Raw genomic sequence first — 13,617 nt, forward strand, 5'->3', positions numbered from 1 at the left:
CTAGCTCTCCTTGGCGGCGGCGTAGTGGCGGTGGAGAATCTCGGCCACCTCGTGGCGCGTGAATTCGGCCGGCAGGTCGCTGCCCTGGGTGAGCAGGTCGCGAACCCGGGTGCCGCTCAACGCGACGCGGTCCTCGGGCCCGTGCGGGCAGGTCTTCTGCGACGCCATGCCGCCGCAGCGCGTGCAGTAGAAGGAATGCTCGAAGAACATGGGGGTGATGGCCAGTTCGCCGTCCTCGAAGGTGGAGAAGATCTTCTGCGCGTCGTAGGTGCCGTAGTAGTTGCCCACACCGGCATGGTCGCGCCCCACGATGAAGTGGCTGCAGCCGTAGTTCTTGCGGATGATGGCGTGCAGGATGGCCTCGCGCGGCCCCGCGTAGCGCATGGCGTAGGGAAACGTCGACAGCGCGATATGGTCGGCCGAGAAGTAGTTCGCCATCAGCGCCAGGTAACACTCCATGCGCGCGCTGGCGGGGACGTCGTCGGATTTGGTCTCGCCCATGGCCGGGTGGATGAGGAAACCATCCATGGTCTCGAGGGCGCACTTGATGAGATACTCGTGCGCACGGTGGATGGGGTTGCGGGTCTGGAAGGCGCATACGCGCTCCCATTTCCTGCTGGCAAACAGGGCGCGTGTCTCGGCCGGATCGAGCTCGTGGTCGCCGAACTCGCCGTTCTTGAGACGCTCGAGCATCCACACCGGGCCGCCCAGGTAGGCCTCACCCGTGGTGCGCAGGTACTGCACGCCGGGGTGTTTCTCGTCGGTGGTGCCCAGCGCCTGCTGGGCCTCGCGCTCCTTGTCGGGGAAGTAGACTTCCTCCACATCCATGACGCCGACGATGCTGCCCTGGGGGGAACGAAGCGCGGCCCGGAAGGGGGCCTTCATGCCGGCGACGGACTCGCGCGGCGCGGACAGCGTGACCGGGAGCGACCAGGCCAGCCCCGAGGGCAGGCGCATACGCTCCAGGACGGCGTCGTACGCGTCACTGCGCATGAACCCGGTGAGCGGGCTCATGGCGCCGATGGCGATCAGGAGCAGGTCGGACGCCTCGCGGGCGTTCATTTCGACGACGGGAAGGGTGTGGGCGGCGGCGCGGAGCGCGTCGCGCTCGCCCGCGGTGGCAATGCGCGAGACAAGCGTCCCGCCATGCGGAAGAATCATCGGGTGTCCTCCTGCCAAGCGAGTCCGGCCGGGGCTGTCCGGCCGGCTCGATCAGTCGAGATAGCCGAGGCGGCGCAGTTTCTGCTTGATGGCCGTGAGTTCCTCGGGCGTGAATCGATCGGCCCGGTCCGCTTCGTGCTGGCTCAGGACATCGCGCAGAACATACACGATGAAATCGGTGGGCGAGTTGAAACCCGACTCATCGATGAGCTGCTGAACCTTGGTATACAGCGGGCGGGGGATCTTGATGGTGACTTTGTCGTGCTTCAAATTGGGCTCCAAAAATACTATGATTGGAGTATTATAGGGGTGTCCGGCCGGGCCCGTCAAGCCCCCACGGCCTGGAACGCCGCAGAGTCATGAAGAAAGCCCTCAGCATCCTGATGCCCCTGGTCGGCCTCTCGATCTTTGCCTGGATCGTGCTCCGCACCGGGCCCGACCGCATTCTTGCCATACTCGCCGCCATGGACCGGGGGATGCTGGTCTGGGCCCCGCTCCTCATCGCGTCCATCGCGGTGGCGCGTGGCCTGCGCTGGTGGTACGTGATGCGCTGCGTGGGGATCGACTACGGTATCCGGCGCAGCACGGCGGTATGGATGATCGGCTTCTTCGGTTCGGCGGTGACACCTGCCAAGGCGGGGGACGCCATCCGGGCCGTCTATGTGCGCAACGACACCGGCCGCAGCATGGGCGAGGCCCTCCTGACCGTCTTCGTGGACCGGCTGTGGGATCTCGGATTCATCCTGATGGCCGGCATCGTGAGCGCGGTCATCTTCTCCCGGCGGTACATCGCGATCCCGTCGGCGCCGCTTCTGCTGGCGGGCGTGGTGCTGATCGCTGTGGCGGCGATCGTCATGACGCGGCGCAACGTGGTGCGCGCGGTTCTCAAGCCCCTGTTCGCGTTGCTGGTTCCCGAGCGCCAACGCGAGGGGCTCTCCGCGAACTTCCACACCTTCTATGACGCGTTGCGCGTCTACGGGTCCGACCGGCGGCGCGCGCTCGCCATGGCCGGGCTGACACTGCTGGGCTGGACGCTGATCTTCCTCCTGGGTGTCTACGTGGCGTGCCTGCTGCGCATTCCGGTGGATCCCGCCTACATCGTATTGATCATGCCCATCGTAACGCTGGTGGAACTGATCCCGTTCTCGGTTTCGGGACTGGGGACGCGCGACGCGACCGTGATGTACTTCTTCTCGGCGGTGGGTATCGGCAGCGCGGAGGCGGTTGGCTTTTCCATCTCGTACGTGTTGCTCGGCACGTATCTGACCGCGCTGACCGGGTTCGCCCTCTGGCTTCGCTCGCCGATCCGCTGGCAACAGGCCGGTGAGCCGGCAGGCGGTGCCTCGTGACCCCTGCCAGCTGGCAGGATGAAATCATCCAGCGCGGGGAGCTATACCGCGTCGGGGGCTCGGTGCGTGACAAGCTGCTGGGGCTCCCGGATACACACGAGACCGACTTTCTCGTGCGTGGCCTTCCCCCCGCGGAACTGGAGGCTCTGCTGTCCCGCCACGGCCGCGTGGTGCTGGTGGGCAAGGCGTTCGGCGTCTACAAGTTCTCTCCCGCCGGCTCGCCGTGGACCATCGACATCGCCTATCCGCGACTGGAAACCTCCACCGGTGTGGGGCACCGCGACTTCGAGGTGCGCTGGGACTGGAATCTTCCGGTGGAGGACGACCTCGGGCGCCGCGATTTCACCATCAACGCCATCGCCGAGCGCGTTCCCGAGGGAACGCGTTTCGATCCGTGCGGCGGTGAGCGCGACCTTCGCGACGGCGTGCTGCGCGCCATCTTTCCGCGTGCCTTCGAGGAGGACCCGTTGCGCATCCTGCGCGGCGCCCGTTTTCTGGCGCGCTTCGCCCTGCGCGTGGACGCCGGGACGCTCGACTTGATGCGGCGCGCGGCGCCGCTGGTCGACACGGTGAGTCCGGAGCGTGTGCAGGACGAGTTCAGCAAGACGCTCACGCAGTGCGAGCGTCCTGCCGCCGCCTTCGAGCTGTTGCGCACCACCGGCGCGCTGGCCCGGCTGCTGCCGGAACTCGAGCGCTGCGTGGGGGTGACGCAGAACCAGTATCATCCGGACGATGTGTACTGGCATTCGCTCAAGACGCTGGATGCGGCGGCGCCCGATCTGCTGGTGCGCTGGGCGGCGCTCCTGCACGACACCGGCAAGGTGGATGCACGCCAGGTGGTGCGTGACGAGGACGGAGAGCGGGTGGTGTTCTACGGCCACGAGGACGTGAGCGCGCGGCTGACTGAAGCGGTGCTCACGCGGTTGCGCTACCCGCACGCGCTGGTCAACGCGTGCCGTCACCTCGTCCAGGAGCACATGTTTCGCTATTCGCGCTCCTGGAACCCGTCGACGCTGCGGCGATTCATGCGCCGTGTCGGCGTGGCCCACCTGGACGATCTGTTCATGCTGCGCGAGGCCGACTGCCGATCGCGCGCGCTGGACGATGAGCTCGCTGCACTGGACGACCTGCGCGCGCGCGTCGCGGCGGAACTCGCCGCCGCGGCAACACTGGGCGTGGGCGACCTGGACGTGAACGGGGACGATGTGATGCACGTTCTGGGGATCGGGCCGGGGCCGCGGGTGCGCGCGGTGCTGGAGGAACTGCTGGAACGGGTGACCGACGACCCGGCGCTGAACGAGCGCGAGCGGCTGCTCGGCGAGATCAAGGCTGTCGGGGCCAACGAACCGGGAAGTGGCAACGGGGGGAAATAAAAATGCAGAAAGCCAGCGTAAGGGGTGTCAGGGGTATCCTTTTTGGCAGGTGGTGAGGAATGAACCTCTTACCAACAAAAAAGGTCGAGTAGGTACTGGGGCAAGAATCGTCCTTACGCTAGGCTTCCTGCACTGAGGAAGTTACCCCCGCCGAAATACCTTGTCAACCTTTTTGTTTCGTGTCAGTTAATGACCCGGGACCGGTCACTGAACATGGAAAACTCCCGATTCCTCGCCATTCTCAACCGGGCCGCCCGCAAGAGCGGGCTCGACCTGTCCGGGCCCGCCTCGGCCTCCGATCCGGCGGTGGTGGCGGCCTGGGCCGTCTTCCTGCGTGAGTGTGTCGACCGGGGGGTCTCGATCGCGGACCCGCGGTGGCGCTCGCTCGAGATTCGTTCACCGGCCGGTACCCCCACCCTCGCTCTCAACCGGGACTCGGCCGAGCCGGAGGGCGAGGATGAGACCGACTTCACACTGGGCCTGTCACTCCTCGTCTCCATGCTCGGCAGGAACCCCGACAAGGAAGACCGCTGATACGTCAGAGATGCTGCCATTATGGCGTGGCAACGGGGCTGCGCTCCTGGGGCGGGAGTGGACGAAATTCCATAACATGCTGTATTATTGTGGCTTACGACTTCCGCCGCGAATGGCACGGGGGTTGTATAGGGAAGGGTGGGTGAAGCGGCGGCGGTTGCCGGGGCGCGGAGAATGATCATCACATGAGGAAAGGAATCTGAAGAATGGGAAAGACAATCGGAATCGACCTGGGAACGACCAACTCGTGCGTCGCCATCATCGAGGGCGACGAGCCCCGCGTCATCCCCAACCCCGACGGGGCTCGCACGACGCCTTCGGTCGTGGCGATCACCAAGGATGGTGAGCGCCTGGTCGGTCAGTTGGCCAAGCGCCAGGCGGTTACCAACCCGGAGAACACCGTGTTCTCGATCAAGCGCTTCATGGGACGCAAGTTCAGCGAGGTGAGCAGCGAGAAGCGCATCATTCCTTATAAGGTCACCGAGGCCAACGGGGGCGGTGTGTCGGTGGAGATCGGGGGGCAGAAGTACTCGCCGCCGGAGATTTCGGCAATGGTCCTGCAGTACCTGAAGAATGCGGCCGAAGCCTATCTGGGCGAGCCGGTTACCGACGCGGTGATCACCGTGCCGGCGTACTTCAACGACAGCCAGCGCCAGGCCACCAAGGACGCGGGTAAGATCGCCGGTCTCAACGTGAAGCGCATCATCAACGAGCCCACGGCGGCTTCGCTGGCCTACGGCCTCGACAAGAAGAAGGACGAGACGGTGGTCGTGTACGACCTCGGCGGCGGCACGTTCGACGTTTCGGTGCTCGACATCGGCGAAGGTGTGTTCGAGGTGAAGGCCACCAACGGCGACACCCACCTGGGAGGCGACGACTTCGACCACCGGATCATCGAGTGGCTGGTGGCGGAATTCAAGCGCGAGCAGGGGATCGATCTGTCGAAGGATCCCATCGCCGTGCAGCGTCTGCGCGAAGCGGCGGAGCGCGCCAAGTGCGAGCTGTCCAGTTCCATGCAGACGGAAATCAACCTGCCGTTCATTACCGCGGACGCGTCCGGTCCCAAGCACATGAACGTGAAGCTGACGCGCGCCAAGCTCGAGCAGCTGATCGAAGACCTCGTGCAGCGGACGGTGGAGCCGTGCAAGAAGGCGCTCGCGGACGCCGGGCTCAAGCCCGGGGACATCGACGAGGTCATCCTGGTCGGTGGTTCCACGCGCATACCGATGGTGCAACAGCGGGTGAAGGAACTGTTCGGCAGGGAGCCGCACAAGGGAATCAACCCCGACGAGGTGGTTGCCATTGGCGCCGCCATCCAGGCCGGTGTGCTGGGGGGCGACGTGCGCGACGTGCTCCTGCTGGACGTGACGCCGCTGTCGCTCGGCATCGAGACGCTGGGCGGGGTCATGACCCGCCTCATCGACCGCAACACCACCATCCCGACGCGCAAGAGCGAGGTTTTCTCGACCGCGGCGGACGGACAGACGGCGGTGGACATCCATGTTCTGCAGGGTGAGCGCGAGATGGCAATGGACAACAAGACCATCGGACGCTTCCAGCTGGCGGGGATCCCGCCGGCGCCGCGCGGCATGCCGCAGATCGAGGTGACCTTCGACATCGACGCTGACGGCATTCTCCACGTCGCGGCCAGGGACAAGGCCACCGGCAAGGAGCAGAAGATCGTCATCAAGGCGTCGAGCGGGCTGAGCGAGTCCGAGATCGAACGCATGGTGAAGGACGCGGACCGGTTCAAGGACGACGACAAGCGCAAGCGCGAGGAGATCGACGTCCGCAACTCCGCCGACGCCCTGGTCTACCAGACCGAGAAGCAGGTGAAGGAGTACAAGGACAAGATCGACGCGGCGGACGCGAGCCGACTGGAAGGCGATCTGGAGTCGGTGCGGGTTGCGCTCAAGGGCACCAACACCGCCGACATCAAGTCGGCGACCGAGCGGCTCAACGCCACCTGGCAGGAGGTGGCGCAGAAGATGTACCAGCAGGCCTCCGCCACCCAGGCGGGTGCAGCGGGTGCCGGGGCCGAAGCGGGCGGCGGGGAGCCGTCCTCGGACGCTCAGGGACCCGACGGTGTGGCGGACGCGGAGTACGAGGTGCTCGACGGCGACAAGAACGCGTAACGCGCCCGAGGATTGCGGAGACGAGGCGGCCGGGTGTCCCCCGGCCGCCTTTTCGCTTGACCGCGCCCATGCCGGGAAGTAGGCTCTTCCGACTCTCGCTAAGATCAAACGATTCGGGCGATTAGCTCAGTTGGTTAGAGCGCCTGCTCGACACGCAGGAGGTCAGTGGTTCGAGTCCACTATCGCCCACCACTTCAGGCCGGGGCCCAGGCCCCACGGAATCGGTACCGGGAACCCGCACGACAGGAAACGACCATGGTTCGCGTGACTCTGCCCAACGGGTCGACACAATCCTTTGACGCCGCCGAAGTTCCGGTGGCGGACGTCATGCAGACGCTCGACGATCGCGCGCGCGGCGGTGTGGTGGGCGTGCTGTTCGGCGGCCAGTTGCGCGACATGTATCAGTCGATCACTGGTGAGGGGACGCTGCGCACACTGCGCGACTCCGACGAGCAGAGCCTGTACCTGTTGCGGCATACCGCGTCGCACGTGCTGGCGCACGCCGTCATGGAGTTGTTCCCGGACGCGAAGTTCGCCATCGGCCCTCCCATCGACAACGGGTTCTACTATGACTTCGAGGTGGAGAAGCCGTTCACGCCCGAGGACCTGGAACGCATCGAGAAACGCATGAATGAGCTGCTCAAGGAGAAGCTTGAAATCTCCCGCGAGGACTGGGACAAGGCGCGTGCGCGCGAACACTTCGGAAAACTCGGACAGCGCTACAAGCTCGAACTCATCGACGACATCCCCGGTGAGTCGGTCTCCATTTATACCGTGGGCCGTTTCGTGGACCTGTGCGGGGGACCACACATCGACTCCACCAAGCGCATCCGTTACGTGAAGGTGCTTTCCACCGCGGGTGCCTACTGGCGCGGCGACTCCAACAAGACCATGCTGCAGCGCATCTACGCGACCGCCTTCTTCAAGAAGAGCGAACTGGAGGGATACCTCAAGCAGCTCGAAGAGGCGGAGAAGCGCGACCATCGCCGCCTGGGCAAGGCGTTGGATCTGTTCGAAATCAAGGAAGAGGCGGGCGGCGGGCTGGTGTTCTGGCACCCGCACGGTGCGGTGGTGCGCGAGGTCATGGAGCAGTACCTCAAGGCGGAATACCGCAAGCGCGGATACGATCTCGTGTGCACGCCCCATATCGCCAAGTCGGATCTGTGGGCCAAGTCCGGACACCTCACCTACTACCGCGAGAACATGTACACCATGGACGTGGACGGCCAGGAGTACGTGGTCAAGCCGATGAACTGCCCGGGCCACATCCTGGTGTACAAGCGCAAGCTGCACAGCTTCCGGGAACTGCCGGTGCGCATCGCCGAGATGGGCACCGTGTACCGGCATGAGTTGTCGGGTGCGCTGCACGGGCTGCTGCGTGTGCGAGGCTTCACCCAGGACGACGGCCACATCTTCTGCACGCCGGAGCAGCTGCCCGGCGAGGTGGACGCGACCATCGATTTCGCGCTTACCGTGCTGGGGCGCTTCGGCTTCGACCGGTTCAACGTCGAATTGAGCGTCCGCGACCCCAACAACCCATCGAAGTACGCCGGCACCGACGACGAATGGGCCATGGCGGAGTCGGCGCTCGAGGAGGCGGTGCAGCGCCGCGGCCTGCCCTACAAGCGCATGGAGGGGGAGGCGGTCTTCTACGGCCCAAAGATCGACATCAAGGTGATCGACGCCATCGGGCGTCCGTGGCAGCTTTCCACCATCCAGTTCGACTTCAACCTGCCGCGCCGGCTGGACGTGACCTATGTGGCCAGCGGGGGCGAGCGCAAGTTCGTGTTCATGGTGCACCGGGCGCTGTTCGGCTCCATCGAGCGTTTCATGGGCATTCTCACCGAACACTACGCGGGGGCCTTCCCGCTGTGGCTGGCGCCGGTGCAGGTGGTGGTACTGCCCATCACCGCGGACGCGGTCCCATACGCGGAGAAGGTGCGTGCCGCCCTGCGCGAGGCGGGTGTGCGGGCGGGCATGGACGCCCGCGACGAGAAGATCGGCTACCGCATCCGCGAAGCCGAGGTCCAGAAGGTGCCCTACATGGCGGTGGTGGGGATGCGGGAGGCGGAGGCCGGGGTGGTCGCGGTGCGCGCCCACGGCCGGGGGGACCAGGGGCAGAAAGCGCTGGCGGCCTTCGTTGAGGAAATCGTTGACGAGGCGAATCCGGACCGGTAGTATTCGTCTCCACATAGCCGGGGGCCGCGTGGCCGCCGGCGCAAGGAAGCAGGGACGGGAGTCCCTCACCTGCCATCCATCATGATGATCGGCCAGGTTCGCATAGAGGTCCGCCGCGCGGTTGCGTGGTGGATTCCGCGGACGCCTGGCGTCCGTTTTTTTTTGTAGCGGGAGGCGAACAATCAGCTTCGATCGCAAGAGAGCGCCGCGAATTCGCGCCAACGAACAAATCCGGGTGCCCGAGATCCGGGTGATAGACGCGGAAGGCAATCAGCTCGGTGTTCTTCCCACCCATCAGGCGTTGCAGCTGGCGCAGGAGCAGGGGCTCGACCTGGTCGAGATCTCTCCCACGTCACGTCCGCCCGTTTGTCGCATCATGGACTTCGGGAAGTTCAAGTACGAGCAGAGCAAGAAGCAGAAGCAGTCGAAGAGGAAGCAGCACACGTTCCAGGTCAAAGAGGTCAAGTTCCGGCCCAAGACCGAGGAACACGATTACCAGTTCAAGCGGCGGCACGCGGAAGAGTTTCTGGAGAAGCACTTCAAGGTGAAAATCACGGTGATGTTCCGTGGCCGTGAGATGGACCATCGCGAGATGGGTTACAAGATTCTCGATCGGCTGGTGAAGGATCTTGCCCCCGTGGGAACCGTCGACCGCCAGCCCGAGTTCGAAGGGCGGCTGATGGTGATGTACCTGGCCCCGCACCCGATCAAGCCGGGCCAGCAGAAGAAGAAGGCGGCCGCACCGGCGCCGCCCAAGCCCGAGGCGAAGCCCGAGCCCAAACCGGAAAAGGAAGAGACGCATGCCCAAGCTGAAGAGCAACCGCGCGGCGATGAAACGGTTTCGTAAGACCGGAACCGGCAAGGTGCGGCGCAACAAGGCGTTCAAGAGCCACATTCTGACCAAGAAGACAACCAAGCGGAAGCGCGGGCTGCGCAAGGCGACGCTCGTGCACCCGACGGACATGAAGCGCGTGCGGCGGATGCTGCTGATCTAGCAGCCGCGCAGCGTCCAGTCACCGCAACATCAGTCGGGGTGGCGCCACCCGCAGGAAGAACGGCGCCTCCAAGGAGGTTTTCACCATGCCACGCACAAAGAATACCGTCGCCGGCCGCGAGCGCAGGAAAAAGGTCCTGAAGGCGGCCAAGGGTTTCCGCGGTGGCCGCGGTACCCTGTACCGCACCGCACGCGAGACGGTCGACCGCGCCCTCGTCTATGCCTACCGCGACCGCAAGCAGCGGAAGCGTCACTTCCGCTCGCTGTGGATCTCCCGCATCAACGCCGCCGCGCGCATCAACGGAATGTCGTACAGCCGCTTCATCAACGGCCTCAAGCGCGCCGAGGTGGACATCGACCGCAAGATGCTGGCCGAGATGGCGGTGAACGACTCCGACGGATTCAAGAAGCTGGCCGACGTCGCCAGGGCGGCGTGGACCGGCGGAAGCCGCTAGCGTCGGGTTGAACCCGATGGACCCGCAGTCAATCGAGTCCGGCATTCGCGCCGACGTTGCGGCGTGTGCCACCCCGGATGATCTGGAAGCGGTGCGCGTCCGCTACCTGGGCCGCAAGGGTGTGGTGACCGCCTTCCTGCGCGGCATTGGCGACGCCGACCCCGCGGAACGGCCGCGCCTGGGTGTGGAGGCGAACCGCCTCAAGGAACTGGTGTCCTCGATGCTGGCCGCGCGCCGCGATGAACTGGGCGGTGGCGACCGCAACGAGTTCTACCAGCCGCCGGTGGACGGAACACTCCCCGCGAGCACGGGCCAGGTGGGGCGGCGCCACGTCATCCCCCAGACCATGCGCCGCATGAAGGCCATCCTCGAGGGCATGGGCTACCGCCTGGCGCGCGGGCCCGAAATGGAACTCGAGTACTACAACTTCCAGGCGCTCAATTTTCCCGAGGAACACCCCTCGCGGGACCTGCAGGACACCTTCTACATCACCGACGACATCCTGCTGCGCACGCACACCTCGCCCATCCAGGTGCGCTTCATGCAGGAGCACCAGCCGCCGCTGAAGATCTACGCGCCGGGGCGTGTCTACCGCAACGAGGCCATCGATCCGTCGCACGCGGCGGAGTTCCACCAGGTGGAGGGCCTCTACATTGATACGGACGTATCCATGGCGGACCTGCGTGGCGACCTCTTGTTCTTCCTGCGCGAACTCTTCGGTGCTTCCACGCAGGTGCGTTTCAAGCCGCACTTCTTTCCCTTCACGGAGCCGAGCGTCGACGTGGACATGACCTGCTTCGGGTGTGAGGGGCACGGCTGCACGATCTGCGGACAAACCGGTTGGATCGAGATTCTGGGGGCGGGCATGGTGCACCCCAACGTGCTGCGCGCGGTGGGCTACGACCCCGATCGTTACTCCGGCTTCGCCTTTGGTATCGGCGTGGACCGGATCGCCATGATCAAACACGGTATCACCGACATCCGCATGTTTCTGGCCAACGACATGCGCTTCCTCGAACAGTTTCCGGAGCGGGAACCGTGATCGTTTCTCTCTCATGGTTGCGCAAGTACGTGGACATCGCGGTCGATGCACGCGCGCTTGCCGACGACCTCACCATGCATGGAATCAAGGTCGAGCGCCTGCTCAGCAGTGGTCTCACCGAGCGGCTGGTGGTGGTGGGGCACGTCCTTTCTGTCGCGCCGCATCCGGGCGCCGACCGCCTGCACGTGTGTTCGGTGGATGTGGGTGCGGCCTCGCCCCTGGAAATCGTTTGCGGGGCCCCCAACGTGGCGGCGGGGCAGCGCGTGCCGGTGGCGCTGGTGGGAGCACGCCTCCCCAACGGTGTGAAGATCCGCAAGAGCAAGATCCGCGGCGTCGCGTCGCAGGGCATGATCTGCTCGCAGATCGAACTGGGACTGGGCACGGAGTCCGGCGGCATCATCGTACTGCCCGCGGAGACGCAGATCGGCGCGGTCCTGGCCGACGTCCTGGGCGCGTCGGACGCGACCATGGAACTCGAGATCACGCCCAACCGCCCCGACCAGTTGGGCCACGTGGGTGTGGCGCGCGAGGTGGCGGCGTTGTACGACGTGCCGTTGCGGGTTCCGCAGCCGGCGCCGTCCGCATCCGACAGCGACGATGGCGTGAGCATCGACATCGAGTCGCCCGAAGAGTGCTTTCGCTTCGTGGCCCGCGTGGTACGGGGTGTCAAGGTGGGTCCGTCGCCAGCGTGGCTGCAGGGCGCGCTGGAGAAGGTGGGCGTCAACAGCATCAACAACGTGGTCGACGCCACCAACTACGTGATGCTCGAAATCGGCCAGCCCCTGCACGCCTACGACCTGAAGAAGCTGCGCTCGACGTCGATGGGTGTCCGCCGCGGTCGCCGGGGCGAGCGGCTCGAAGTGCTGGACGGCACCACCCGCGAGCTGGGGCCGGAGCACCTCATCATTACGTGCTCCGACGATGCGGTGGGTGTCGCGGGCGTGATCGGCGGCATGCCGACCGCGATCGACGATGAAACCACCGACATTCTGCTGGAGTGCGCCGCCTTCGCACCGCGTGTGGTGCGCGCAACGCGCCGCGCCCTCAACATCAGCACGGACGCGTCGTACCGTTTCGAGCGGGGAAGCGATCGCGACATCTGTGCCGCCGCCTCGCGGCGCGCGCTGGAGATCATCCTGGAGACCGCGGGCGGGACGGCCGGCCGTGAAGTGGACGTGTTTCCCGCCCCGCGCGAGATACGCAACGTCACCATCCGGCGGTCGACGGTGCGCCGCCTGCTGGGCGAGGATCTCCCTGTGCAGACCGTCACGGGTTTGCTGGAGCGTCTTGCGTTCCACCGGGTGTCGGGGGACGAGAACGCGATAACGGTTTCGGTGCCGTCGTTCCGCTGGGACATCTTCGAGGAAGCCGACCTGGTGGAGGAAGTGGCGCGCATGTACGGCTACGACAACATCGGCCGCGGCTGGAAGTACCGTGTCACGGTGCCGTCCGCGCCGGATGCGTTCGACCGCTTCCTGGAACGGGTGGCGGCCCACCTGGGAGCGCGCGGGCACACGGAGTTCGTCACCAGCGCCTTCACCGACGGGCGTGAACTGCGATGGTTCGACTGGCCCGACGCTGATCCGCGCAGCCATCCCATGCCGCTGAAGAACCCGCTTTCCACCAATCACGCCTACATGCGCACGCACCTGTTGCCGGGAGTACTGGATGCGGTGGCGCACAACATTTCGCACGGCCGGCGCGAGTTGAGCGTGTTCAGCATCGGACGTGTGTTCCTGCGCGCGGAACGGGAATCGGGCCTGCCCGATGAACCGACCCACGTGGTGCTTGTACGCACCCGCCCGCGCGGGGCGACATTCTGGCGCGGAGACGAGTCGCCGCCCGACCTGTTCGAAATAAAGGCCGAAGTGGAAACGCTGCTGGCCGCAATGCGACCCGCGGCCGGGGAAGCATGGTCCTACGACTTCGCGCCGTCGCGGGGCGAGTTTCGCTACAGTGACCGTGGTGGTATGGTGGCCGAGGGTGGCATCATCCCCGTAGCGGCGGCACGGGAACTCGGCATCGAACAGCCCGCGTGGTACGCGGCGATCGATCTGAGTGCGCTTTTTGAGGTCGAGGGCGGCACGGCTATTTTCCGCCCGTTCTCGGAGTTCCCGAGTTCGCGACGGGATCTCTCGCTGGTGGCGCCCGCGGGTGTGAGCTGGTCGCAGATCGAAAAACATGTGGCGAAGGTCGGCGGACGGTTGCTAGAATCCCTACTGGTGTTCGACGTGTTCCGCGGCGCCAGTATCGACGCGGAGCAGACCGCGTACGGGGTGCGATTGTCGTTTCGCTCCAGCGAAGGAACACTGAAAGATTCCGACGTCGACGCCATCGTGACGCGAATTGTCGGGAAGCTCGAGGCCGAACTCGGCGTCGTGCTGCGCTCGTGAGCG

At 65.4% G+C, this 13,617-nt stretch carries 12 protein-coding genes and 1 tRNA gene; 11 read left to right on the plus strand and 2 right to left on the minus strand.

Translation table 11 applies throughout. The features are described 5' to 3' along the window. Together sat and OEX18_04065 are read right to left on the minus strand one after the other, a co-directional pair. Positions 1 to 1,161 carry a sulfate adenylyltransferase gene (gene sat, locus OEX18_04060; GenBank protein MDH4336434.1) on the minus strand — a complete coding sequence of 387 codons (1,161 nt, stop codon included), beginning with the start codon at positions 1,159 to 1,161 and terminating at the stop codon, positions 1 to 3. A 51-nt stretch (positions 1,162 to 1,212) separates the two neighbouring features. Next, positions 1,213 to 1,431 (minus strand): ribbon-helix-helix domain-containing protein, encoded by a 219-nt coding sequence (locus tag OEX18_04065; protein MDH4336435.1) that lies wholly within the window; start codon positions 1,429 to 1,431, stop codon positions 1,213 to 1,215. An 89-nt stretch (positions 1,432 to 1,520) separates the two neighbouring features. Between OEX18_04065 and OEX18_04070 the strand changes: the two genes are divergently transcribed. The 11 genes from OEX18_04070 to pheT all read left to right on the plus strand — a co-directional run bounded on the left by OEX18_04070 (position 1,521) and on the right by pheT (position 13,614). Further along, a complete protein-coding gene (locus tag OEX18_04070) occupies positions 1,521 to 2,510 on the plus strand; it encodes a flippase-like domain-containing protein (protein ID MDH4336436.1) in 990 nt (329 codons plus the stop codon). Further along, positions 2,507 to 3,883 carry an HD domain-containing protein gene (locus OEX18_04075; GenBank protein ID MDH4336437.1) on the plus strand — a complete coding sequence of 459 codons (1,377 nt, stop codon included), beginning with the start codon at positions 2,507 to 2,509 and terminating at the stop codon, positions 3,881 to 3,883. Before OEX18_04070 ends, OEX18_04075 begins: the two co-directional genes overlap by 4 nt. Positions 3,884 to 4,096: 213 nt before the next feature. Then, complete coding sequence (locus tag OEX18_04080; GenBank protein MDH4336438.1) at positions 4,097 to 4,417, plus strand: hypothetical protein; 321 nt, start codon at positions 4,097 to 4,099, stop codon at positions 4,415 to 4,417. Positions 4,418 to 4,623: 206 nt separating this feature from the next. Then, the gene (gene dnaK / locus OEX18_04085; GenBank protein MDH4336439.1) at positions 4,624 to 6,552 is read left to right on the plus strand and encodes a molecular chaperone DnaK; all 1,929 of its coding nucleotides are present in this window, start codon (positions 4,624 to 4,626) and stop codon (positions 6,550 to 6,552) included. Positions 6,553 to 6,667: 115 nt separating this feature from the next. Beyond that, positions 6,668 to 6,744, plus strand: a tRNA-Val gene (locus OEX18_04090). A gap of 63 nt (positions 6,745 to 6,807) precedes the next feature. Continuing rightward, positions 6,808 to 8,730 (plus strand): threonine--tRNA ligase, encoded by a 1,923-nt coding sequence (gene thrS, locus OEX18_04095; GenBank protein ID MDH4336440.1) that lies wholly within the window; start codon positions 6,808 to 6,810, stop codon positions 8,728 to 8,730. Positions 8,731 to 8,941: 211 nt separating this feature from the next. After that, positions 8,942 to 9,577, plus strand: a complete 636-nt coding sequence (infC, locus tag OEX18_04100) for a translation initiation factor IF-3 (GenBank protein ID MDH4336441.1) — start codon at positions 8,942 to 8,944, stop codon at positions 9,575 to 9,577. Continuing rightward, positions 9,531 to 9,725 (plus strand): 50S ribosomal protein L35, encoded by a 195-nt coding sequence (gene rpmI / locus OEX18_04105; protein MDH4336442.1) that lies wholly within the window; start codon positions 9,531 to 9,533, stop codon positions 9,723 to 9,725. The genes infC and rpmI overlap by 47 nt, the downstream gene beginning before the upstream one ends. An 85-nt stretch (positions 9,726 to 9,810) precedes the next feature. Further along, positions 9,811 to 10,179 (plus strand): 50S ribosomal protein L20, encoded by a 369-nt coding sequence (gene rplT / locus OEX18_04110; protein ID MDH4336443.1) that lies wholly within the window; start codon positions 9,811 to 9,813, stop codon positions 10,177 to 10,179. 16 nt (positions 10,180 to 10,195) lie between these two features. Continuing rightward, positions 10,196 to 11,221: a phenylalanine--tRNA ligase subunit alpha gene (pheS, locus tag OEX18_04115; GenBank protein MDH4336444.1), complete on the plus strand. Its 1,026-nt coding sequence runs from the start codon at positions 10,196 to 10,198 to the stop codon at positions 11,219 to 11,221. Continuing rightward, a complete protein-coding gene (pheT, locus tag OEX18_04120; protein ID MDH4336445.1) occupies positions 11,218 to 13,614 on the plus strand; it encodes a phenylalanine--tRNA ligase subunit beta in 2,397 nt (798 codons plus the stop codon). Before pheS ends, pheT begins: the two co-directional genes overlap by 4 nt. Positions 13,615 to 13,617 lie beyond the last annotated feature (3 nt).

The organism is Candidatus Krumholzibacteriia bacterium (genome assembly GCA_029865265.1).
Lineage (GTDB): Bacteria > Krumholzibacteriota > Krumholzibacteriia > WVZY01 > JAKEHA01 > JAKEHA01.